Below are 23890 nucleotides of genomic sequence, written 5' to 3' on the forward strand. Positions count from 1 at the left end.
AACGGATCAGACCGGCGTGTAGGCCAGGCGCACGTAGATCGGCGCGAAAGCCTCGGCCTGGGTGATCTCGATGAGCGTTTCCTTGGCGAGCTCGAGCATCGCGATGAAGGTCACGACCAGCACCGTGCTGCCCTTTTCAGGCTGGAACAGCTCTTCGAATTCGACGAAACGGCGGCCCTGCAGCGACTTGAGCATGTTGCTCATGTACTCGCGCACCGAGAGCTCCTCGCGCGTGATCTTGTGGTGCTGCACGAGCTTGGCGCGCTTGAGGATGTCGCGCCAGGCGTCCTGCAGATCGACCAGCTCCACATCCGGAAAGCGCGGCTGCAGGCTCTGCTCGATGTAGACCTGCGCGCGCAGAAAGTCGCGGCCGTACTGCGGCACGGCGTTGATGCGCTGGCTCGCGAGCTTCATCTGTTCGTACTCGAGCAGGCGGCGCACCAGTTCGGCGCGCGGGTCTTCGGGCTCGACTTCGCCTTCCTGCTTCTTGGGCGGCAGCAGCATGCGCGACTTGATCTCGATGAGCATCGCGGCCATCAGCAGGTACTCGGCGGCCAGCTCCAGATTGCGGCTGCGGATCTCGTCCACGTAGCTCAGGTACTGCTGCGTGACCTTGAGCATCGGAATGTCGAGGATGTTGAAGTTCTGCTTGCGGATCAGATAGAGCAGCAGATCCAGTGGGCCTTCGAAGGCCTCGAGAAAGATCTCGAGCGCATCGGGCGGAATGTACAGATCCTGCGGCAGCGCGAACAGCGGCTCGCCATAGAGGCGCGCGAGAGCGACCTGATCGATGACGTCAGGCAGGCCATCGCTGCCCGGGGGGGCGGGCGGCGCGTCGTCTTCGGTGATGGACGGGTCGTCGTGGTCGGCCATGGCGGGCGCCGCTCAAGCGCGGCGTCGCATCAGGAGTTGGTCTGATAGACGTAGGGCTTCTGGGCGACGCGACCGTCGTTGTATTCCTTCTGCACGTCGCGGTCGACTTCCTTGTCCCACAGCAGCGAGCGGCCATGCAGTTGCTGCGCTTCCAGCTCGGGCTTCTGTTCCTTGAGCTTGTTGATGAACTGCGTGGTGTCGGATTGGTAGTCGGGGCGGCGGAAGAAGGACATGGCTCGTTTCAGTGGCGTGCACGGGGCACGCGAAAAAGAAGAGAAAGAGAGAAAAACAGGCGGTTTGCCGCGCATTTTAGCCCTTGTGCGTCTTGAGAGCCTATTTGTGGCCCAGACGCGGGCCGGGCGCAGTCCCGACGCGGTCTTGCAGCCGCTGCCTCTGGCGGTCTGCCCCGCGTTGCCAATGCTCGCCACGGATCCAAGCGGGCGCTGCGGTTGACGTCTTGCCACCCGCCCGCCGAGATCGCCAGCAGGCTTCTTGTTTCCTCCAAGCGGTTCTTGGGATGTCATTGTATTTTCATGTAATTTTGTTAATTTTTGCATTTATTGGTGATTCCAGCCAATCCACACCACTGATTTGCCTTCAGGCAGGAGGATTCATGCAAAACAAACGGCGGCTTCTATGGCTTGCGGGTACGTGGGCGATCTGCGGCCTGGCCCATGCCCAGACACAGACCACGGTGCTTCAGGAGCAGAACTTCGACACGGCGGGCGTCGGCTCCACCATCGGCACCCAGCCGCCTGCGGGCTGGACGGTCAAGACCTTCTACTCCGACGGCTCGGTGGACGAAGTCAAGCCCGCCGCGGGCTACAACGCCACATGGCTGGGCTGGAGGTTCGTGACCACCGACGCCTGGAAGGCCAGCAAGTCCACCGCCGCCAGCACCAAGCGCGGCGATTTCAGCAAGGGCTCGGGCGGCATCGCGATCATCGAGTCCGACGGTCTGCGCGCCGAGAAGGTCTACAGCACCGCGCTGATCGCTCCCAGCCTCGCGGTGACGGCGGCCAAGCGCTATGTGGTCAGCTTCGACACCCACTACCGCCAGGGGCAGAGCCCGCAGACGGCGGACGTGACGATCACATTCGACAAGGGCGATGCGGTGGTCCGGTCGTACGCGGCCGACACGCTCAACCAGAGCGCGAGCGTGGAGTTCACCGCGCCCGCCGGCGCCACCACGGCACAGGTGAGCTGGAACTACCGCAGCACCGCCAACAACTGGTACTGGGCGCTGGACAACGTGAAGTTGCAGCGCGACGACACCCCGTCCGCCGGGCCGTTCGATCCTGCGGCGCTTCCCGCCACGAACACGAAGCCGGTGATGGCCGTCGGCCCGACGCTGCAGAACCCCGGCATGGACCACATGTCGGTGATGCTGGAAACCGCCGAATCGACACCGACGGTCTGGGTGCGCAAGGCGGGCTCCACCGGGCCGTTCACCATCGTCAACGCGGTCAATGCCGTGGGCGATTTCAAGGACGCGAACATTTTCTTCGCCGATCTCACCGGGCTGGATTCCAACACGCTGTATGAATACGCCGTCGTCACCGGCACCAGCGTCGCGCCCAAGCTCGCGGGGCCATACCGCTTCAAGACCTGGCCACGCGCGGGCGACAAGGTCATGAGCGCCAAATTCGCCACCGTGTCCGACACGCAGGACGGCATCGACAACCGCTTCAAGAACATCGTCAACGGCCTGATCGCCAACGACTGCGGCGGTCAGCCCGCGCAGTGCGCCGAGGCGCTCGCGGGCTTCGTCGTGCCGGGCGATCTGGTGGCCTCGGGCAACTCGCGCACCCAGTGGGCCGCGCAGTTCTTCACGCCGCTGAGCGCGCTCTCGGCCTACGTGCCGCTGCTGCCCGCCGCGGGCAACCACGAGTACTTCGGCGAGCAGGCCAGCGCAGGCAGCGAGAAAAGCTGGATGAAGACCTACCGCAAGTACTTCAACCGCCTTCCCTCCAACGGCTCCGAGAAGCATCCGCTGCACTGGTACTCCGTGGACTATCTGGGGCTGCGCATCGTCGCGAGCGATTTCAATCCCGCCTCCGCCATGCACAACACCGGCGGCTGGACCAACTACGACAACGGTCGTGGTCTGTTCCGCGCGGACTACATGAAGGAGCATCTCGACTGGTTCACCGGCCTGATGAAGCGCACGCGTGAAGAGGCCAAGCCCTACGTGCTGCTGCTCAACCACCACCCTTGTCTGAGCGAGAAATGGCGGCAGGGCGAGGTGATCGCGGCCTGCGACTTCATCTCGCAGCTTGAAGACTACGGACGCAGCAGCGGCGCCATCACCGCCAACGTGAACGGGCATGTGCATTTCTACGAACGCGGCAATTCGATGGACAGCCGCCATCTCTGGCTCAACGTGGCTTCGGGCAGCGGCGGCCTTGAATCGGCCGAGCAGGACGATGACACCGACCTCGACGTGATCGCCAACACCAAGCTCGCGTTCGGCTACGGCACGCTGCGCTACAGCTTCGACGACGCTGCCGCGCCGTCGCTTGAATGGAAGCGCTACGACCTGAGCGGCACGGCCGTCAGTCCATCGGCCAACGACGCCATCCGCGTGACCAGCGAGCGCTTCGCCGCCAGTCCGCAATTGCCCGAGGCCAGCCTCGGCAAGGTCGATGCAGCCTCGGTGCAGTTGCGCTATGCGATGAGCGGCTCTCCCGCGATCTACGAGGCGCAGTGGCAGCTCTCGAAATCGCGCAAGTTCGACGCCGGCGCGCCCGTCTACGACGTGTGGGGCAACGACACCCGCCGCGAGAACTGGACCTATCTGAACAACGCGCGCGTCAACACGCAAAAGGATGCGGACATCACCACGCTCGCGCTGGGACAGTTGCTCGCCAACCCCAAGCGCGTCTATCCGAACGTGGGCGCGGCCACCAAGCGCGGCAAGCTCAATCACGCGTTCATCGCGGGCGGCAACAGCCTGCTCGACCGCTGGAGCTGCGCCTACAAGTGGGATGAATACGGTGACACGGGCGGTGCGGACGATCCGCGCCAGGGCGGCCGTCAGTGCTTTGCCCGCCTCACGCAGGCCAATGGCGAGAAGGGCTCGGAGCTCGATCCGTTCAACGGCAAGGCGCCCGAGGTGCTGAGTCTTGGCAACGACGAGCGCTGGTACTGGCGCGTTCGCGTGCGCGACGAAAACCTGAACTGGTCGGACTGGAGCGCGGCCGGATCATTCGAGCTCGGCAACCCCGCGCCTGAGCCGACCGATCCGGTCGACCCGGTCGATCCGGTCGATCCCGTTGATCCCGTTGATCCCGTCGATCCACCAAAGCCCCAGGTGCTGATCGACACGCAGCTCCCGTCGCCCGGCGCGGGCCTGCCCGGCGCCAGCCTCAACGTGCAATCGCTCGAGAGCTGCAAGCAGGTCACCTCGAGCGCGAGTGCCGTGCCCGCCGGTTTGCTGCCCGATGGACAGAAGGCGGCGAGCGGTCTCATCGCCTTCAGCCTGAGCGACTGCGCCACGCCGGGCTTCGAAGCCAGCATCACGCTGACTCTCCCAGCGCCACTGCCCACGGGCAGCAAGCTCATGAAGGTGTCCACCGACGCGAGCGGCAACAAGATCGCCACCGAGATCCCGAACGCCACCATCACCGGCAGCACCGTGAGCTACCGCGTGACCGACGGCGGCGTGCTCGACGAGGATGGCAAGGTCAACGCCGCCATCGTCGACCCGGTGCTGATCGCGAGCCCTGCCACCGTCGTGAACCCACCGGTGACGCCGCCCGTCACGCCAACGGTCCAGCCGGTTCCCGTAGGCCACCCGCTGATGCTGGCATTGGCCGCGTTGCTGATGGGCGGATGGGGTGCATGGAGGCAGCGCCGCGACCAGCGCGCATCTCGCGCATGACGAGCGCGATGACGACATGAAGCGGGCTCGTCGAGAGCCGCTTCCCTGAGATCGTCAACACGCTCTGAGCCGGGGCGACTTCGCATATGCTCGAAGTCGCCCTGCATTTTTTCAAGCCAAGGCCAGACCACCCATGTTGCAAGAAGACCGGTTCGCACGCATCCAATCGCTGCTCGCATCCCTTGACCGCGTGCGCACCGAACAGCTGATCCAGGACCTGCAGGTCTCGCGAGAGACCATACGCCTCGATCTGCTCGCGCTCGAATCACTCGGCCTCGTGCGCCGCGTGCATGGCGGCGTCGCGCGCGTGGCCCAGGAGGAAGAGCCTCCGTTCGTGCAGCGCCAGACCCAGCGCGTGAGCGAAAAGCGCGCCATCGCCCGCGCCGCCGTCAAGCGCCTGCACCCCGGCCAAATGGTGTTTCTGGACGCGGGCACGACCACGGGCATCTTTGCCGAAGAGCTGTGCCTGATGAAGACGCCGCTCGTGGTGGTGACCAACTCCATCGCCGCCGCGCTCAAGCTCCAGTCCGCGCAGCCTGGTGTGTCGGGATCGAACGGATCGAGCGCGCTGCGCGTGATCCTGCTCGGCGGCGACATCAATCCCGAAGTGCCCTGCACCTATGGCGAGGTCACGCTCAACGCCATCCGCAACTACCGCGCCGACGTGGCCCTGCTGTCGCCGTTTGGCATCAGCGCGGCCGACGGCGTCACCTTCTTCGACGCCCACGAAGCCAGCGTCGCCACGGCGATGATCGAGCAGTCATCATCCTTGCAAATCCTGGCCGACTACAGCAAGGTGGGCGTGCGCGGGCGCTATGCCGTCGCAACGGCGGCGCAGACGGATGCGGTGGTGACCAATGCACACGCGGCGAATGCCGCAGCGTTGGCGGAGCTGCGGGAGGCGAGTGTCGCGGTGGTCGAGGTTTAGAGGTAACGTGGAGCGACGGCGTTGGACCCATGGCAGGCCGCGCCTGTCCCGCAATCGAACCTGCTGACTGGTGAACACTGCAAACATTCGTACGATTTGGCATCTTCGCCAACCCAAACCGCTTCTGACGCGTTAGAGTGCCGTCCTCGAGTGAGTTCACGGTGGATCACTATGATGACGAACGCCTCTACGACAGGTTCAATCGGAAGGACATTTCATGGCAATGACGCGCATGGTGCGTGCAGGTTTGGCGGCGGCTCTCGCGGTGGTCACGATGTTGGCCGGGTGTGACAACCAGCGCATCAAGGAGCTGGAGGAGGGTGTCTCCACCGAGATGGACGTGCGCGCCAAGTTCGGCGAGCCCGAGTTCGTCTGGCAGGAGCCTGATGGCTCGCGCACCTTCGAATACAACCGCCAGCCCATGGGCGCGCGCAACTACATGATCACCATCGGCACCGATGGCAAGATGAGCGCGCTGCGCCAAGTGCTTGCGCCGCACAACTTTGAAAAGATCCAGCCCGGCATGAGCCAGGAGCAGGTGCGCCGCATCCTCGGCATGCCCGCCAAGGCCGTGCCCTACAACCTCAAGCAGACCGTCGAGTGGGACTGGAACTGGATCGACCCGCCCACACGCCAGATGCACTTTACGGTGGTGTTCGGCCCGGATTTCCGGGTGAAGAACAGCTACAGCGCCGAGAAGCTGCACGACGGTCCTTGATCCGGCGTCGCCTTCGGCGGCCTCCTGATCGCCAGGATGCGCCGCACCAGGCTTGGCGTTGCGATGAAACTGGAAGCCGTGAACGTCGTTTGCCATTCACTGGCAACCGTTCACTGCGGCGAGTTGGACCCCGCGGCGTGCGCGGGCGCTGCAGCACCCGCGCTGGCACCCGAACGGGTGGGTTGATCTGTCAACGGCGCCTCGCGCGATTCGCGGTATTTGATGGTGATCCCGCTGTTGTCCGGCTTTTCATCGTCATCATCGAGCATGGCATCGGCCGCCTTGCCCACGCCCTTGCCAACGATGCGCACGGTGCCGATGGCGGCGTCCGCCGCGAGGCCCACCACCGATCCGGCGACGCTGACCACGGTGCAGCCGGACAGCGAGGTCAGCAGCCAAGGCGCGCCGAGGAGAAGCCACAAAAAAGCCCCGGGGCTTTTGCGGCGAAGGGGCTTGGGTGTGCTCATGAGATGAACGCGTCGGGTCAGTGAATGCGCATGCCGGGCGTCGCGCCGGGGAAGGGCTCAAGCACGTAGATGCCGGGGTGGGCTTTCTCGTCCGCGTGGCTCGCTGCGAGGACCATGCCTTCGCTCACGCCGAACTTCATCTTGCGCGGTGCGAGGTTGGCGACCACCACGGTGAGCTTGCCCTGCAGCTGCTCGGGCTTGTACATGCTGCTCACGCCGCTGAAGACGTTGCGCGTGCGGCCTTCGCCCACGTCCAGTGTGAGCTGCAGCAGCTTGGTCGAGCCTTCGACAGCCTTGCATTCGACGATCTTCGCGATGCGCAGGTCGACCTTGGCGAAATCATCGATGGTGATCGTGGGGGCGATCTCTTCGCCACCGGGCAGCACTTTTTCCTCTACCGGAGCAGGAGGGGCTTCAAACAGCGCGTCGAGCTGCTTCACGTCCACGCGCTGCATCAGGTGCTTGTACTCGCCGATCTGGTGATCCTTGCCCAGCGGCTTGGCGATGTCGGCAAAGCTCTCGGGCGGCACGATGAGGAAGTTCGCGACCTCTGCGGCCACCTGCGGCAGGATGGGCTTGAGGTACACGGTCAGGATGCGGAAGGCCTCGATGCAGGTTGTGCACACGTCCTGCAGGCGCGCGTCCATGCCTTCCTTCTTGGCCAGTTCCCAAGGCTTGTTGGCGTCGACATAGCTGTTCACGCGGTCGCACAGCAGCATGACTTCGCGCACTACGCGCGCGGTGTCGCGGGCCTCGTAGGCCGCGACGATGGGGCCTTGCTGCTCGCGCAGCTGGGCGATCAGCGCCTGGCCGTCGTCGCTCATCTCGCCGAGCTTGCCGCCAAAACGCTTAACGAGGAAGCCCGCCGCGCGCGAGGCGATGTTCACGTACTTGCCGATCAGATCGGCGTTCACGCGCGCCATGAAGTCTTCGGGGTTGAAGTCGATGTCCTCGTTCTTGCCGTTGAGCTTGGCGCCCAGGTAATAGCGCAGCCACTCGGGATTCATGCCGAGGCTCAGGTACTTGAGCGGATCCAGACCCGTGCCGCGGCTCTTGCTCATCTTCTCGCCGTTGTTCACCGTCATGAAGCCGTGCACGCAGATCTTGGTGGGCGTCTTGCGTCCGCTGAACTTCAGCATCGCGGGCCAGAACAGCGTGTGGAAAGTGATGATGTCCTTGCCGATGAAGTGGTACTGCTCGAGGGCGGGATCGGCCATGTAGGCGTCGTAGTTCTCGCCGCGCTTGTTGAGGAGCTCCTTGAGCGAGGCGAGATAGCCCACGGGCGCATCCAGCCACACGTAGAAGTATTTGCCCGGCGCGTCTGGAATCTCGATGCCGAAATAGGGCGCGTCGCGGCTGATGTCCCAGTCGTCCAGACCTTCGCTGGTCGTGCCATCGGGATTGGTGCGCACGCCGAACCATTCCTTGATCTTGTTAGCGACTTCGGGCTGCACATGCACGCCGTCCTGCGTCCATTCGGTGAGGAATTCCACGGCACGCGGATCGGAGAGCTTGAAGAAGAAATGTTCCGACGTCTTGAGCACCGGCTTCGCACCCGAGAGTGCGGAATACGGGTTGATCAGATCGGTGGGTGAGTAGACGGAGCTGCACACCTCGCAGTTATCGCCGTACTGGTCCTTGGCGTGGCAGCGCGGGCACTCGCCCTTGATGAAACGGTCGGGCAGGAACATGTTCTTCTCGGGGTCGAAGAACTGCTCGATCACGCGCGTCTCGATGAACCCGGCCTTCTTCAGGTCGAGATAGATCTGCTTGGACAGCTCGTGGTTCTCGGCGCTGTCGGTGTTGCTCCAGTTGTCGAAGGCGATGTGAAAGCCGTCGAGATACTGTTTGCGTCCGGCGGCGATGTCGGCCACGAACTGCTGCGGCGTCTTGCCCGCCTTCTCGGCCGCGATCATGATCGGCGCGCCGTGCGCGTCGTCGGCACCCACAAAGTTCACCACATTGCCCTGCATTCGCTGCGCACGCACCCATGTGTCGGCCTGGATGTATTCCATGATGTGGCCGATATGGAAGTTGCCGTTGGCATACGGCAGTGCGGTGGTGGCGAAAATCTTGCGTGCAGTCATCGGTTCAAACTTTCGGTAAGCCTCGAAATTGTGGCAAATGGGCCATTTCGGGCGGAACCCTGCATTGTAATTGGTGAAGTTTTCTTCTACGCCTTAGTGGGCTTGGCCGGGGGCCGTCCATCCAAAGAATGCACAGATTTCCTCGCGCTTGGCCTCCACGTCCGCGCGGCCGAGAGCCATCAGTTCGCCGGTGAAACCGGGCTCGAACAGCAGGTAGCTCGCAAGCGCCGCGCCGCCTGCGCCGGGTTGGCCGGGTATGGGCTCTTTCACCCCGACGGCGCCGAGCAGGGTGCGGATGGTGGCGGGGAGTTCGCTGATGTGGCGCGCGGCGATTTCGTCGATGCGCTGGCTGGGTGAGATCACCTGCAGATTCAAGGGGCGCAGCGGGCTGCGCGCGCGGGCTTCGGCGGGGATGAGGGAGAGGGTCTGGTTGATGCGCTCGGCGCGTTCGATGTCCACCGAGAGGGCATCGAGGAAGATGCTGGAGAGCGCATGGCCGCCGATCTGGGCGAGCGAGGGGTAGCTGGGTTCCGCTCCTTGCGGCAGTTGCGCATCGGGCTCCTTCATGCGGCCTGCGCCGATGACGAGGATGCGTTCTGCGCCCAGATGGATGGCGGGCGCGATGGGGGCGGTCTGGCGCATCGAGCCATCGCCGAGGTAGTGGGGCTGGCCGTCCACGGTGACCGGACGGGCAGGGAAGATGAACGGAATGGCCGAGGAGGCGAGCAGGTGGCTGATGCCAATGTCGGTGCGCACGGCCTTGCGCTGCGAGCGCACCCAGGGCGCGCGGGCGTCGCGTGACTGGTAGAAGGTGATGTGCTCGCCAGTGGTGTAGCTCGATCCGGTGACGGCGAGGGCGCTCAGGTGGCCGTCGCGTATCAGCTCGGGGAGGCGGTCGAGGTGCACGAGCTGCTTGAGCAGTTCGGCCAGCGGCTGGTTGTTGAGCAGCGCATGCGGGCGCACCTTGCGCCAGCGCGCGACGGTCCAGCCGAGCGAGAGCAGCGTGAGCCAGTGCGCGCCGCTGCGGATCACGCTCAGAGAGTCGGCGCGGTAGACCTGCTCGGCGTGAAAGTGCCGCCAGACGCTGGCGACATGGCGCACGGCGTCGTCGAAATGGTCGGCCGCGCTGGCCAGAGCCGCCGCGTTGATGGCTCCGGCCGAGGTGCCGCAGAAGATCTGGAACGGGCTGTTCTGGCGCGGCAGGCCGCAGGCGATGCGCAGGTCGGCGATGGCTTCGAGCACGCCCACCTGATAGGCCGCGCGCGCGCCGCCTCCCGAAAGTACCAATCCGGTGAGAGGCGTGTGCGCTGTTTGCATGTGGGGGGCCAAAGGGTGTCAGGTGTTGTTTGGTCTCGATTTCGGTTTCGACTTCAGCAGCATCGCGGCGAGCGCGTCGCCTTCGAGCAGCAGCAGGCCGTGCTCTTTGGCATAAGCGCGCGCCGTCTCGCTCAGGGTGCCTTGCAGCACCACGTAGACGCCGTACTGTGTCTTGAGTCGCACGACGGCATCATTTAGTTCCCTCAGAGGCTCGACACCGTGCGTGGCGGCCTTCCAGCGGCGGGCGCTGACCAGCGTGGCGGTGCCGGATTTTTCCAGGCGCAGGTCGGCGGCGCGGTCGGTGATGTGCTGCACGCTCTGGCCCTCGCTCGCCCATGCGGCCTCAAGGGCGCTGGCGAACTGCTTCCACGACATGGCGGCCGCTTCGGCGCGGATGGCCTCGACCTTGGCGCTGCTCGGTGCCTTGAACTGGCGCCATGCGGCCATGCAACCGATGATGAAGATGGGCGCGGCACCCAGCGCTGCAAACGGCCAGATCTCCTTGGGCAGCAGGGCGCTGCAGGCCGCCACGATGGCGATGGCGATCACGAAACTGATCCACCAGGGTGAACGCAACAGGATTGCGAACAGGGAGTTCTTGGCCATCTTCAACTTCACGGGGAAACCTTCTTGGGAGCTTGCGTCAGGGTAAATGACGGATTTTTTGTAATGCCACGTGCCTGCACGTGTGTTCCAGCTTGGATAGACTACCCGACTCTCGAGGAGTTAATGAAGTATGGCCATTACTGAACAGGGTCTCATGGAGGCTCTCGCCCAGGTCCGCGACCCCTATACCGGTAAGGATTATGTGAGCACGCGCGCGCTGCGCAATGTCTCGATCAGCGGCGGCGACGTCGCCTTCGACGTGGAAATCGGCTATCCCGCCAAGAGCCTGGTGCCCGAGCTGCGCCAGCAACTGGTGACGGCCGCCAAGGCGCTGCCGGGCGTGGAGAACGTCTCGGTCAACGTCGTCAGCAAGATCATTGCGCATGCCGTTCAGCGCGGCGTGCAGATGCTGCCCGGCGTGAAGAACATCATCGCCGTGGCGTCCGGCAAGGGCGGCGTGGGCAAGAGCACCACGGCCGTGAATCTGGCGCTGGCGCTGGCGGCCGAGGGCGCGAACGTCGGCCTGCTCGACGCCGACATCTACGGCCCGAGCCAGCCGCTGATGACCAGCACCTCGGGCAAGCCCGAGAGTCTGGACGGCAAGCTGATGGAGCCCAAGCGCAGCATGGGTCTGCAGATCAACTCCATCGGCTTTCTGGTGGACGAGGAGCAGGCCATGATCTGGCGCGGCCCGATGGCCAGCCAGGCGCTGGAGCAGCTCATCATGCAGACGCGCTGGCAGGACCTGGACTACCTCGTCGTCGACATGCCTCCGGGCACTGGCGACATCCAGCTGACCATGTCGCAGAAGGTGCCGCTGACCGGCGCCGTGATCGTGACCACGCCGCAGGACATCGCGCTGCTCGACGCCAAGAAGGGCATCAACATGTTCCAGAAGGTCAACGTGCCGATTCTGGGACTGGTGGAAAACATGGCCGTGCACGTGTGCACGAACTGCGGCCATGTGGAACACATCTTCGGCGAAGATGGCGGCAAGAAGATGGCCGAAAAGATGGGTATGGACTACCTTGGCGCGCTGCCGCTGGCCATGAGCATCCGCCAGCAGGCCGACAGCGGCAAACCCACGGTGGTGGCCGATCCGGATGGCGACGTCGCGAAGATCTACAAGTCGATCGCGCGCACGGTGGCGGTGAAGATCGCGCAGCAGGCCAAGGACTTCTCGTCCAAGTTCCCGACCATCACGGTGAGCAAGAACACCTGAGCGAAGCCATCGGGTGAATCGCCCAGGCTGCCGCAGTGTGGCCGGGCGAGCGTGAAGAGCACGAGACAGTGCAGGGCAGAGTGCCCAAGGAGACAGCGCCATGAGCGAGCAGAAGATCGAGTTCTACAAGGGCCCTGCCGGTGGCTGGGGTGCGCTCAACAGCGTGAAGAATGCGCTGCTCCGGCAGGACATTCCGCTCAAGGGCGCGAAGACGCTGCTCTCGGCCAACCAGCCCGATGGATTTGACTGCCCGGGCTGCGCGTGGCCGGATCGCCATCACGCATCCACGTTCGAGTTCTGCGAAAACGGCGTCAAGGCCGTGGCAGCCGAGGCCACCGCGCGTCGCGCGGGCCCCGAGCTGTTCGCGCGGCACACGGTCAGCGAGCTGGCCGGCCAGAGCGACTTCTGGCTTGAAGACCAGGGGCGGCTCACGCACCCGATGGTGTTCGACGCGGCGAGCGACAAGTACCTGCCCATCGCGTGGGACGACGCGTTCGCGATCATCGCGCGGCATCTGAACGCGTTGCCCGATCCCAATCAGGCGATCTTCTACACCTCGGGCCGTGCGAGCAACGAAGCGGCGTTTCTCTACCAGCTGTTCGTGCGCGAGTTCGGCACCAACAATTTTCCCGATTGCTCCAACATGTGCCACGAGCCGAGCGGCAGCGCGATGCGCCCGCAGATCGGTGTGGCCAAGGGGACGGTGGAGCTGGACGATTTCGAGCGCGCCGACGCGATCTTCATCTTCGGGCAGAACCCGGGCACCAACCATCCGCGCATGCTCGGCGAGCTGCGCGAGGCGCACAAGCGCGGCGCGCGCATCGTGAGCTTCAACCCGCTGCGCGAGCGCGGGCTCGAGCGCTTTGCCGATCCCCAGGACAAGCTGGAGATGGCGACCTTCGGCTCGACGCCCATCAGCACGCACTACTTCCAGCTGCGCGTGGGCGGCGATCTTGCGGCCCTCAAAGGCATGATGAAGCATGTGCTGGAACAGGAAGACGCGCGTGGCGACGTGCTCGACCGCGCCTTCATCGCTGAGCACACCAGCGGATTCGAAGCGCTCGCGCACAGCCTGCGTGAGGAATCCTGGCAGGTCCTCGAAGAAGAATCCGGCCTCGGCGAGGCGCAGATGCGCAGCGCGGCCGATGTATACATCGGCGCCAGGAGCGTGATCGCCTGCTGGGGCATGGGCATCACGCAGCATATGCATTCGGTGGCGACGATCCAGATGATCGTGAACCTGCTGATGCTGCGCGGCAATCTCGGCCGCCCCGGCGCGGGCGCCTGTCCCGTGCGCGGACACAGCAACGTGCAGGGCGACCGCACCATGGGCATCTGGGAGAAGCCACCCGCCGCGCTGCTCGACAAGCTGCAGGCGGTCTACGGATTCGAGCCGCCGCGCGAGAACGGCGTGGACACGGTCGAAGCCATCGCCGCGATGCGCGATGGCGACGCCAAGGTGTTCTTCGCGCTCGGCGGCAACTTCGCTGCGGCCACGCCCGACACCTACGAAACCTGGAAGGCCCTCGCGCGCTGCGACCTGACGGTGCACGTCACCACCAAGCTCAACCGTAGTCACGTGGTGCATGGCAAGGAGGCACTGATCCTGCCGTGCCTCGGCCGCACCGAGATCGACATGCAGGCCAGCGGCGTGCAGGGCGTGACGGTGGAGGATTCGATGAGCATGGTGCACATCTCGATGGGCATCAACCCGCCCGCGTCGGAGCATCTGCTGTCCGAGCCCGCCATCGTCGCGCGGCTCGCGCATGCGACGCTCGGCGGGCGCAGCCGCGTGAACTGGCTGCAGCTCGCAGGCAATTACGCGCTGATCCGCGACGAGATCGAAAAAGTGTTCCCCGACTTTGCCCGCTTCAACGAGCGCGTGGCGGTGCCCGGCGGCTTTCGCCTGCGCAACACGGCGAGCGAGAGGGTGTGGAGCACGGCGAGCGGCAAGGCGTCATTCTTGGCGCACGCGGTGCCACGCGACACGCCATCGCACCGCGCACGCGAACGGGTGCGCGACCAGGTTGTCTTCACGCTGCTCACCACGCGCTCGCACGACCAGTACAACACCACCATCTACGGCATGGACGACCGCTACCGCGGCGTGTTCGGCCAGCGCCGCGTGGTGTTCATCCATGCCGACGACATCCGCGCGCTCGGCATGAAGGATGGAGACTGGATCAACATCCGCACCGTCTGGGACGACGGTCAGGAGCGACGCGCCGACGGCTTCAAGCTCGTGGCCTACGACATCCCGCGCGGCAATATTGCGGCTTATTACCCAGAGACCAATCCGCTGGTGCCGCTGTCGGCCGTCGCGGCCAATGCGGGCACGCCTACCTCCAAGTCCATCCCCGTGGTGCTGGAGCCGGGCAGGGCGCCCGCGTGAGCCAGGAGGCGGGCGATGCGTCACGCGAGCAGCCCGTGCCGCTGGCCGCACGGATTCTGCTGGCGCTTGCGCAGGAGTTGAAGGCGCGCGGTGATGAAACGGCAGCGGTGCCGCTGTCGCGTCTGTCGAAGATTCTGGGAGAGAGCGCCAGCGTACTGATGCGCGAGATCACGCTGATGAGCGATGCGCAGATTGGAGCCCAGCGCGGGCCGGGCTGGGTCCGCTTGCAGCAGGACGAGTCACGCTGGCTCGTGCTGCTGACGCCCGCAGGCCGCGCGCTTCTCGACGAAGGCGCGCGGTAGCCGTCTGGATCAGCGCTTGTTGTTGTCGAAGCGTTGAAAAACAGTGGCGATGATCGGGCCGGAGATGTTGTGCCACACGCTGAAGATCGCGCTGGGCACGGCGGCCAGCGGCGAGAAGTGCGCGGTGGCCAGCGCCACGCCGAGGCCCGAGTTCTGCATGCCGACCTCGATGGCCAGTGTCTTGCGCTTGGGCACGCTCATGCCGAACAGCTTGGCCAGACCGTAGCCGAGCAGATAGCCGAGACCGTTGTGCAGCACCACGACGGCGAAGATCATCAGACCGCTGGTGGCGATGCGCTGCTGGTTGCCCGACACGACGGCGGCCACGATGGCGACGATGGCGATCACCGAGACGAGCGGCAGCACATCGACGGCGGCCTTGACCTTGTCGCGCAGAAAGGTCTGGCAGATCACGCCAAGCGCGATCGGCAGCACCACCACCTGCACGATGGACCAGAACATGGCGGCCGCGCTCACCTCGATCCACTGGCTGGCCAGCAGATAGATCAGCGCGGGCGTCACGATGGGCGCAAGCAGTGTGGTCACGGAGGTGATGGCCACCGACAGCGCAACGTCGCCGCGCGCCAGAAAGGTCATCACGTTCGAGGCCGTGCCGCCGGGGCAGCAGCCCACGAGGATCACGCCCACGGCCACTTCGGGCGGCAGGTTCAGGCCCTTGGACAGCGCCCAGGCCAGGCCCGGCATGATGACGAACTGACCGAGCACGCCGATGGTCACGTCCAGAGGGCGGCGCAGCACTTCGCGGAAATCCGCCTTGGACAGCGTGAGACCCATGCCGAACATGATGACGCCCAGAAGCGGCACGACGTAGGGGCCGATCCATTTGAACTGTGCGGGGAAATAGAAAGCCAGAATGGCGAAAAGCAACGTCCAGAGAGCGAACGTCCTGCCAACGAATTGGCTCAGGCGAGCGATGGCCTGCATGGTGAAAAATCCTTGACTCAAAAACCGTGCAGCGCGGCGTTGGGTGTGCAGGGCGCTGCAAAGGCCGCGGGGCGGCCGGATCGACAGATGGGCAGGGTTCGGGGCCTGGGTGGCGGCGCAGAACTTCCCTAAGCGCGTGTTGACGATCTCGTCGTGAGGCTTGCCGGATGCGGATCGGGATGGGCTGCGAGGCGCAGACCGCCCGAGACCGCGCCTGCAAGGCCGCGTGGAGATCGCAAAAACGCACTAAAGACAGACACGGGTAAGTGCGATGGCCACGCGGCGTGGGTCGGAACGCGGGGCACATCGGGAATCTTAGGGAGTTTGCGATACCGATGTCGCCCGTGGGTCATTGCGGGCGGCATTGTCAAGTGCCTGCGCCTGTGAAATCAACGGGTTCCGCGCGCCAGAATCTGCGGCTCGTGCAGCGCGGCGTTCAGGGCCTCGTCGCGCAGCCAGCGGTTGCCCGGCATGTAGAGATAGTCTTCGCAGTTGGACGCCTCGCAGCGCTGGCTGTCGATGATCTCGAGGATCACCGCATCGCGTGTTCCGTCGTCGGTGGAGCGCCCCTTCACGCGCGCCGCGACGATGCGGCCCTGTTCGTCCCAGTTGGCGATGGGGCCGCGCAGCAGCACGTTGGACCAGTCGTACCGCCCGCCATTGGCGGAGCGCACCGTGGCCTCGATGGGCGTGCGCGCCTCGTGCATGCGCACCGCCACGAGGATCACGCTGTCGCCGAAGCGAAACGGATTCTTCTCCAGCGCCCGCAGCTCGACATAGCGCGTCGCGCCATGCTTGTGGGCAAACGCGCGCAGGCGCTTCTCGTTGGCCTGCAACTGCTCGGCCTGCTGCTTGTCGCGCTGGGCGCTGGCCTGTTGCTGTGCCGCGCGGTTGCTGTAGCTCTGCCAAGTGTGTGGCGCGGCTTCGGCCGTCGCGCTGATGGGCCTCGAGGCCTGGGCCACGCCACCCGGAATGTTGCCGTAGGAATCGGGTGACCAGCCCGTGCCGTCATGCAGCAGCACGCGCAGCTGGCGGCCTTTCAAGGCATCCGCGCCCGAGGCTTTGCAGATGGAGAGCCAGCGCGCATACGCCTTGTCCATCCAGCCCTTGGCGAGATCGTCGCTCGCGAAATCTCCGTTGGCCGAGACCTGCAGGCTCAGCGGTTGGCAGATCGACGGCGGCAGCTTGCCCTCCACGCGGCTCTCCACCCAGAGCCGCCCGGCCTTCGCGCCCTTGGGCGCATCGAGCGGGCCGGTGTCGAGCAGCACGCGCGTGCTGTCCACGCGCTTTGTGCCCAGCGTCTGCGGATCGGCGAGATAGACGCCTTGAGTGAACTTGCCTTGCCACACGACGGGCGCTGCGGACTGCGCATAGCGCGACTGCCATGTCGCCTTGCCATTGCCATCTGCCAGACCGTTCTTGCATGCGCCTTCGTACTGTGCGATGTACTCGCCACTGCGCAACTGGCCCGAGGCCAGCACATCGCAACTGCCGGTGCTCACGCCTTCAGGCGCGGCGTGGGCGATGGCGCCCTGCGCGAGCAGGCAGGCGGCGAAGAGGGCGGCGCGCCAAGGTGTCGTGAACGAAGTCGAAGGAGTGGGTCTGCGCATGGACGGTTCGCTGGATGAAGAAAACCACCCGACTATGTCAGAGAGGGCGCGCGCAGATTGTCAGCGTTTGTAGTTGCAGTCGGTCTGGGGTCAGACTTCCAGCGCGATGATCTGCGCGGCGATGCGTTCGATGTCCGGCTGTTCGAGCGACGTGGCCTCGATCTTGCGGCGCTGTTCCCAGCCGCTGAAATGATTCGATTGCGACCGTTCGTAGTGGGGGTCATAGTGCATGCGCATGAGCTCCGCGAACAGCGGCGAGAGCGATTTCTCGCGTGCCCACTCCTGCCATCGGCCGACGGTTTCCTTGCCGAGGGATTCGGTCAGAACACCGAGCTTGTCCGTCAGCGCGTCGACATCGTCGCCCAGATACGCATAGTCGCGCAGCAAGTAGGACAGGCGTGCCTCGGGCGTGGCGGCGACCTCGATGGCGGGCGCGGCGCGCATTTGCGTGACCAGCGGCAGCGGCACGGTGAGGCGGCCGATGCGCGCGCTTTCGCCTTCCACATAGAGCGGGCGTGAGAGATCCAGCGACTCGAGCACGGTGCCGATCTGGGTCTCGAAGTTCTTCTGCGAAGGCTGGTCTACGCCCGGGAGATTGCCGAGCAGCGAGCCCTTGTGGCGTGCGCAGTGCTCCAGATCGAGCACCTGCGCGCCCTGGTCGGTGAGCGCCTGCAGCACGCGCGTCTTGGCACTGCCCGTGGCACCCAGAATCACGCGCAGCTGCAGCTTGGGAACAAGGTCCTCGATCTGAGAGATCACATGCCGGCGGAACGACTTGTAGCCGCCCGCGAGCTGCTGCGCGTCCCAGCCGACGAGGCGCATCCAGTGCACCATCGAGCCGCTGCGCATGCCGCCGCGCCAGCAGTACACGAGCGGCTTCCAGCGCTCGGGCCGTTCGGCGAACTGCTCTTTCAGATGCCTGGCCAGATTGGCGGCCACCATCGCGCCGCCGACGCGCCGCGCCTCGAACGCGCCCTGCTGCACATAGATCGTGCCGACGATGGCGCGCTCCTCGTTGTCGAGCACCGGGCAGTTGATGGCTCCGGGAATGTGGTCAAGGGCGAACTCCGCAGGCGAGCGCGCATCGATGATGGCGTCGAAGCGGTGGCGGTCTGCAGGGCGAACGGGCTGGAAATGGGACATGGGGCGTGGAAATCTGAGGGCACGACTATAGCGGGCTGCATTTGGCAGCGTTGTCCGCGTGAGTATCCGCGCACGCAGGTTGAGTGCTCCGAATCTGGGATGATCAGGGCTGAATCCCCTGTCATCCTCCCCATTTCCAGACTGCCATGACCGCATCAGCACCCACCCCTTCCGCCTCCACTGCAACGCCCGCACTGCCGCGCCTGACATCGCTGTCGCACGGTGGCGGCTGCGGCTGCAAGATCGCGCCGGGCGTGCTGTCGGAGATTCTCAAGTCGAGCGGCGCGAACGCCGTGATCCCGCCCGAGCTGATGGTCGGCATCGAAACCTCGGACGACGCCGCCGTCTACAAGCTCAACGACGAGCAGGCGCTCGTGGCCACGACCGACTTCTTCATGCCCATCGTCGATGATCCGTATGAATTTGGCCGCATCGCCGCGACCAATGCGCTGTCGGACGTCTACGCCATGGGCGGCAAGCCCATCATGGCGCTGGCACTCGTCGCCATGCCCATCAACGTGCTGCCGCTTGACGTGATCGGCGCGATCGTGCGCGGAGGTCAGGACGTGTGCCGCACCGCAGGCATTCCGATTGCGGGCGGCCACACCATCGACTCGGTCGAGCCGATCTATGGCCTCGTCGCCATGGGGATCGTCCACCCCGACCGCGTGCGCCGCAATGCCGAAGCCAAGGCCGGTGACGTGCTCGTGCTCGGCAAGCCGCTCGGCGTGGGCGTCTATTCCGCAGCGCTCAAGAAGCTCAAGCTCGACGACGCGGGCTACCGCGAAATGATCGCCAACACCACCAAGCTGAACACCCCCGGCCCGCTGCTTGCCGACCTGCCCGGCGTGCATGCGATCACCGACGTAACGGGCTTTGGATTGGCCGGACACGCGCTTGAAATGGCACGCGGCGCGGGCGTCAGGATCGTGGTCGACTGGGCCAAGGTGCCGCTGCTGCCCGGTGTCGTCCAGCTGGCCGAAGAAGGCAACGTCACCGGCGCCAGCGGCCGCAACTGGGCCGCCTACGGCGCGCAAGTGCAGCTTGCCCCAGGCCTGCATGCCACCACGCAGAACCTTCTGAGCGACCCCCAGACCTCGGGCGGCCTGCTCGTCGCCTGCGCACCTGAAGCTGTCAACGACGTGCTCGCGATCTTCGCGCGCGAAGGATTTGAAGCGGCGGCAGTCATCGGCCACGTCGAGGCCGGAGCCGCCCGACTGCAGGTTGCGTGATTTTTTTGCTTTTTTCCGTTTTGGTTCTGATTTGAACCGCTTGAGTTAGCTGAGTTGAGTTGAATTGAGTATGAATTCCGAACTTGTGATCCGTCCCGCCGTCATCGGCGACACCGACACCATCCTGCGCTTCATCCGCGATCTCGCGATCTTTGAAAACGCCGAAAACGAAGTGCTGACCACTGCAGCGCATGTCCACCGCACCATCTTTTCCGAAGGCGCCACCGCGCATGCGCTGATCTGCGAGAGCGAGGGAAGCCCCATCGGATTCGCGGTCTACTTTTACAACTACTCCACATGGCAGGGCCGCAACGGCATCTACCTTGAGGACCTCTACATCGACCCCGAGGCGCGGGGCAAGGGCGCGGGCAAGGCGATGCTCCAGCACATCGCGAAGATCGCGGTGGAAAACGACTGCGGGCGATTCGAGTGGAGCGTGCTGGATTGGAATACGCCTGCGATCAAGGTGTATGACGCGATTGGGGCGAAGCCGCAGAGTGAGTGGATTCGGTATCGGTTGACGGGGGATGCGTTGTTGGAGTTGGCTTCTTCGTAAGGCTCTTTCTCTGCGTTTGCCTTTGCCTTTGCTGTGGTGCTGGCGGCGGAGGCCGGGAGTTCCGCCCGGCGGCGGAGTAACTTTTTGGTCTTGCCCAAAAAGTCACCAAAAATGCGTTTTTCAATACCCGCGCCAGAACTCGCTTTGCGCTGCGCGCGCCGCTCGGGCAACCGCCGCGAGCTAGTGCTTAACCAAGAGGAATGTGCGGCACGTCGCTGCGCTCGTGCCGCTCATCTCGCGACTTCGCGAGATGCTGGGGTGCCAGAGCTGCTCGATTTTTGATTTGCTCGCTGGATCAACTTCGTTCAAAAGAGCAGCGGGCCTTTGCCCACCAACCCAACTCAGCAAGCACCCCGGCACAAGCGCAGCGACGTGCCGCAAATACCTCTTGGTTAAGCACTGACTCGCGGCGGTTGCCCGAACGGAGCGACGCAGTCGCGCAGTGAGTTCTGCCGCGTGACCCCGAATTCAAAAGCGCGCTTTTGGTGACTTTTTGGGCAAGACCAAAAAGTTACTGCCCCGCCGGGGGCAGTCCCGGCCTCTGCCCTCAACCCAAGAGCAGAAGCCAAAAGAAAAGTCACAAGAAAAGCAAAAAGAAAACTCAGCCCCCAGCCCGCTCCAGCATGGCATGCAACAGCACATTGCACCCCGCAGTGATGTGCTCAGGCTTCGCATCCTCAATCTCATTGTGCGAGATCCCATCCTTGCAAGGAATGAAGATCATCCCCGCAGGAGCCAGCCGCGCCATGTAGACGGCATCGTGCCCAGCGCCGGACACCGCATTCATGTGGGAATAGCCCAAGGTTTCAGCACCACGCCGCACCGCCTCGATGCACTCCGCGTTGAACGGCTGCGCGGGATAGCTCGACACCAGATCGATCCTGATCGGCAGACCGGTTTCCTTGCTGATGCGATCGGCCACGGCGCGGATGTCCGCGTCCATGGCCTCGCAGTCCGCGTCGCTCGCGTTGCGCAAGTCGATGCTGAACTTGACCTCCCCGGGAATCACGTTGCGGCTGTTGGGGTGCACGTGCACCATGCCGACCGTGCCGCGTCCGTGCGGTGGGTGACGGTGGGCGCAGGCCACCACTTCCTGCATCACGCGGGTCGCCACCTGCAGGGCGTCCTTGCGCAGGGCCATGGGGGTGGGGCCCGCGTGGGCTTCCATGCCGGTCACGGTGCAGTCGTACCAGCGGATGCCCAGAACGCCGGTCACCACGCCGATGGTCTTGTCATTGTCTTCGAGCACCGGGCCCTGTTCGATATGGGTCTCGAAGTAGTAGCCGATGGGGTGGTCGCCCGGTTCCTCGGGGCCGATGTAGCCGATGCGTTCGAGCTCTTCCTTCACGCTCTTGCCTTCGGTGTCCTTGGCGGCGTAGGCGTGTTCCAGCGTGAAGGCCTTGGCGAAGACGCCCGAGCCCATCATCACCGGAACAAAGCGCGAACCTTCCTCATTGGTCCAGAACGCGACTTCGATGGGGGCTTCGGTCTCGATGTTGTGGTCGTTCAAAGTGCGCACCACCTCGATGCCTGCGAGCACGCCGTAGTTGCCGTCGAACTTGCCGCCGGTGGGCTGGGTGTCGATGTGGCTGCCGGTCATGATGGGCGGCAGGCTGTTGTTGCGGCCGGGGCGGCGCATGAAGCCGTTGCCGATCTTGTCGATGGTGACGGTCATGCCGGCTTCCCTGGCCCAGCGGGTGACCAGATCGCGGCCCTTCTTGTCGAGGTCGGTGAGCGCCAGGCGGCACACGCCACCCTTTGCCGTGCCGCCGATTTCGGCAAGTTCCATGAGCGATTGCCAGAGGCGCTCGCCGTTCACCCGCAGGTGGCTGGTGTCTGTGTGGTGGTTGCTCGTTTTCACTTTGGTGTCCATGTTGGTTATCTCCTCGGGGTATTTTGCAGCACGCGCCGCTCAACCCTGTTTGCGTTCAACCGCAGTGGGTGCGAGGTCTTGGGAGCGCTTTTGCACCGCCTGGAAATTGGGGCCGAAGGCAGGACGCTTGAAATATTGGCCTGCGCCTTTTTCCGCACGCAGATCGCCATTGGCATAGACGAGCTTGCCGCGGCTGATGGTGTGGCTGGGCAGTCCGGTCACGTTGCGGCCTTCGAAGATGTTGAAGTCGCCCTTGGAGTGCTGCGTCTTCACCGACAGCGTCTTGGTGGCCTTGGGGTCCCAGAGCACCACGTCGGCGTCCGCACCCACGCCGATGAAGCCCTTGCGTGGGTAGACGTTGAACAGCTTGGCGGTGTTGGCTGAGGTGATGGCGACGAACTCGCTCGGTGTCAACCGCCCGGTGTTCACGCCCGCATCCCAGACCACCGCCATGCGTTCCTCGACGCCGCCGGTGCCGTTGGGCGTCTTGGCGAAGTTGTCCTTGCCGGCCGCCTTCTGCGCGGCGCAGAAGGTGCAGTGGTCGGTCGCGGTGGTGTGCAGATGGCCCGCCTGCAGTCCGCGCCAGAGCGCCTCCTGGTGTTCCTTGGGGCGGAAGGGCGGGCTCATCACGTAGGCGGCGGCGGTTGCGTAGTCGGGGTGGCGATACACGCTGTCGTCGATGGTCAGGTGACCCGCGAGCACTTCGCCATACACGCGCTGGCCACGTGCACGGGCCCGCGCGATCGCGTCGGCGGCTTCGATGCAGCTCACGTGCACCACGTAGATGGGAACGCCGAGCACGTCGGCAATCGCGATGGCACGGTTGGCGGCTTCGGCCTCCACCATCGGAGGGCGGGACAGTGGGTGGCCCTCGGGACCGGTGATGCCCATGCGCGCGACTTCCTGCTGCAGCAGATAGACCAGCTCGCCGTTTTCGGCGTGCACCGTGGGCATGGCGCCGAGCTCGAGCGCGCGCTTGAAGCTGTTCACCAGCGTCTCGTCGTCGCACATGATGGCGTTCTTGTAGGCCATGAAGTGCTTGAAGCTGTTGATGCCTTCCTCGCGCACCAGCGTGCCCATGTCTTCGCGCACCTTGTCGCTCCACCAGGTGACGGCGACGTGGAAGGAATAGTCGGACGCGGCTTTCTCAGCCCAGCCGCGCCACTTTCTGTAGGCGTCCATCAGCGGTTCCTGAGGGTCCGGAATCACGAAGTCGATGATGCTGGTGGTGCCTCCGGCCAAGGCGGCGGCGGTGCCGGTGAAGAAGTCGTCCGCCGTGACCGTGCCCATGAAGGGTAGCTGCATGTGCGTGTGGGGGTCAATGCCCCCGGGCATGACGTATTGGCCGCTGGCGTCCAGCGTTTCGGAACCGGCAGGAGCCTGGGCAGCAGCCGTGTCTCCGACTGCCGCGATCCTGCCATCGACGATCAGGACGTCGGCGCGTTCTTCGCGATCGGCATTCACTACGATGCCACCACGGATCAGAATAGGGCGGCTGGCTGTGCTCATCATGTTGCTCCTTTGCTTACTTACTCACTGGGGAAACTTTGGGAATTTCGTGCTTTTGACGAATTTGCTTTTCGTTTGTTGTTTGGCAGTCTTCGTTTTGGGGTGCCGATACAGGCCCTCATGCGTCGTTGCAAAGGCTTGCCATACCAAAGTACTGTCTGCGCCTTTGACGCCTAGCCTGAGGGCCTGTCTCGTCATTGGGGTGGGGGTTCGATTGCCCGCTCCGC

At 64.6% G+C, this 23890-nt stretch carries 19 protein-coding genes; 8 read left to right on the forward strand and 11 right to left on the reverse strand.

All coding sequences use genetic code 11. From position 1 onward, the window contains the following. Positions 1-6 precede the first annotated feature (6 nt). Positions 7-873, reverse strand: a complete 867-nt coding sequence (locus tag ISG32_RS02325) for a segregation and condensation protein A (RefSeq protein ID WP_194769391.1) — start codon at positions 871-873, stop codon at positions 7-9. Between the two features lie 29 nt (positions 874-902). Next, complete coding sequence (locus ISG32_RS02330; protein ID WP_194769392.1) at positions 903-1106, reverse strand: DUF3460 family protein; 204 nt, start codon at positions 1104-1106, stop codon at positions 903-905. A 380-nt stretch (positions 1107-1486) separates the two neighbouring features. Between ISG32_RS02330 and ISG32_RS27740 the strand changes: the two genes are divergently transcribed. The 3 genes from ISG32_RS27740 (at position 1487) to bamE (ending at position 6402) form a co-directional block, all read left to right on the forward strand. After that, on the forward strand, positions 1487-4756 hold the full coding sequence (locus ISG32_RS27740; RefSeq protein ID WP_194769393.1) for a purple acid phosphatase family protein: 3270 nt from the start codon (positions 1487-1489) through the stop codon (positions 4754-4756). A gap of 133 nt (positions 4757-4889) precedes the next feature. Beyond that, complete coding sequence (locus tag ISG32_RS02340; protein WP_194769394.1) at positions 4890-5684, forward strand: DeoR/GlpR family DNA-binding transcription regulator; 795 nt, start codon at positions 4890-4892, stop codon at positions 5682-5684. A gap of 217 nt (positions 5685-5901) precedes the next feature. Continuing rightward, positions 5902-6402 (forward strand): outer membrane protein assembly factor BamE domain-containing protein, encoded by a 501-nt coding sequence (bamE, locus tag ISG32_RS02345; protein ID WP_194769395.1) that lies wholly within the window; start codon positions 5902-5904, stop codon positions 6400-6402. A gap of 110 nt (positions 6403-6512) precedes the next feature. On the opposite strand, the gene ISG32_RS02350 is transcribed toward bamE, so the two are convergent. The 4 genes from ISG32_RS02350 to ISG32_RS02365 all read right to left on the reverse strand — a co-directional run bounded on the left by ISG32_RS02350 (position 6513) and on the right by ISG32_RS02365 (position 10879). Then, positions 6513-6869, reverse strand: a complete 357-nt coding sequence (locus ISG32_RS02350) for a hypothetical protein (protein ID WP_228529538.1) — start codon at positions 6867-6869, stop codon at positions 6513-6515. A 17-nt stretch (positions 6870-6886) separates the two neighbouring features. Then, positions 6887-8956: a methionine--tRNA ligase gene (gene metG / locus ISG32_RS02355; protein ID WP_194769396.1), complete on the reverse strand. Its 2070-nt coding sequence runs from the start codon at positions 8954-8956 to the stop codon at positions 6887-6889. A 93-nt stretch (positions 8957-9049) separates the two neighbouring features. Continuing rightward, positions 9050-10273, reverse strand: coding sequence for a patatin-like phospholipase family protein (locus ISG32_RS02360; protein ID WP_194769397.1), 1224 nt, complete (start codon positions 10271-10273; stop codon positions 9050-9052). Between the two features lie 18 nt (positions 10274-10291). Beyond that, positions 10292-10879 carry a restriction endonuclease gene (locus tag ISG32_RS02365; protein ID WP_194769398.1) on the reverse strand — a complete coding sequence of 196 codons (588 nt, stop codon included), beginning with the start codon at positions 10877-10879 and terminating at the stop codon, positions 10292-10294. 130 nt (positions 10880-11009) lie between these two features. Between ISG32_RS02365 and apbC the strand changes: the two genes are divergently transcribed. From apbC to ISG32_RS02380, 3 genes are all read left to right on the forward strand, one after another. Then, positions 11010-12101: an iron-sulfur cluster carrier protein ApbC gene (gene apbC / locus ISG32_RS02370; RefSeq protein WP_194769399.1), complete on the forward strand. Its 1092-nt coding sequence runs from the start codon at positions 11010-11012 to the stop codon at positions 12099-12101. 100 nt (positions 12102-12201) lie between these two features. Continuing rightward, positions 12202-14493, forward strand: a complete 2292-nt coding sequence (locus ISG32_RS02375) for an FdhF/YdeP family oxidoreductase (protein WP_194769400.1) — start codon at positions 12202-12204, stop codon at positions 14491-14493. After that, complete coding sequence (locus tag ISG32_RS02380; protein ID WP_323745882.1) at positions 14490-14795, forward strand: hypothetical protein; 306 nt, start codon at positions 14490-14492, stop codon at positions 14793-14795. Before ISG32_RS02375 ends, ISG32_RS02380 begins: the two co-directional genes overlap by 4 nt. A gap of 9 nt (positions 14796-14804) precedes the next feature. Here the strand turns inward: ISG32_RS02380 and ISG32_RS02385 are convergent, their stop codons facing one another. The 3 genes from ISG32_RS02385 to mnmH form a co-directional block, all read right to left on the reverse strand. Next, positions 14805-15740: a bile acid:sodium symporter family protein gene (locus ISG32_RS02385; RefSeq protein ID WP_194769401.1), complete on the reverse strand. Its 936-nt coding sequence runs from the start codon at positions 15738-15740 to the stop codon at positions 14805-14807. A 389-nt stretch (positions 15741-16129) separates the two neighbouring features. Beyond that, complete coding sequence (locus tag ISG32_RS02390) at positions 16130-17350, reverse strand: hypothetical protein (protein WP_194769402.1); 1221 nt, start codon at positions 17348-17350, stop codon at positions 16130-16132. A gap of 90 nt (positions 17351-17440) precedes the next feature. Continuing rightward, positions 17441-18493, reverse strand: coding sequence for a tRNA 2-selenouridine(34) synthase MnmH (gene mnmH / locus ISG32_RS02395; RefSeq protein ID WP_194769403.1), 1053 nt, complete (start codon positions 18491-18493; stop codon positions 17441-17443). A 146-nt stretch (positions 18494-18639) separates the two neighbouring features. Here mnmH and selD point away from each other — a divergent pair, with 146 nt between their 5' ends. After that, positions 18640-19725 carry a selenide, water dikinase SelD gene (selD, locus tag ISG32_RS02400; protein ID WP_194769404.1) on the forward strand — a complete coding sequence of 362 codons (1086 nt, stop codon included), beginning with the start codon at positions 18640-18642 and terminating at the stop codon, positions 19723-19725. Between the two features lie 70 nt (positions 19726-19795). Then, the gene (locus ISG32_RS02405) at positions 19796-20281 is read left to right on the forward strand and encodes a GNAT family N-acetyltransferase (protein WP_194769405.1); all 486 of its coding nucleotides are present in this window, start codon (positions 19796-19798) and stop codon (positions 20279-20281) included. 601 nt (positions 20282-20882) lie between these two features. On the opposite strand, the gene ISG32_RS02410 is transcribed toward ISG32_RS02405, so the two are convergent. Together ISG32_RS02410 and hydA are read right to left on the reverse strand one after the other, a co-directional pair. Next, entirely contained in the window at positions 20883-22154 is a 1272-nt protein-coding gene (locus tag ISG32_RS02410; RefSeq protein WP_194769406.1) for a Zn-dependent hydrolase, read from the reverse strand. 39 nt (positions 22155-22193) lie between these two features. Beyond that, complete coding sequence (gene hydA, locus ISG32_RS02415; RefSeq protein WP_194769407.1) at positions 22194-23663, reverse strand: dihydropyrimidinase; 1470 nt, start codon at positions 23661-23663, stop codon at positions 22194-22196. Positions 23664-23890 lie beyond the last annotated feature (227 nt).

The organism is Diaphorobacter caeni (assembly GCF_015354245.1).
Lineage (GTDB): Bacteria > Pseudomonadota > Gammaproteobacteria > Burkholderiales > Burkholderiaceae_C > Diaphorobacter_A > Diaphorobacter_A caeni.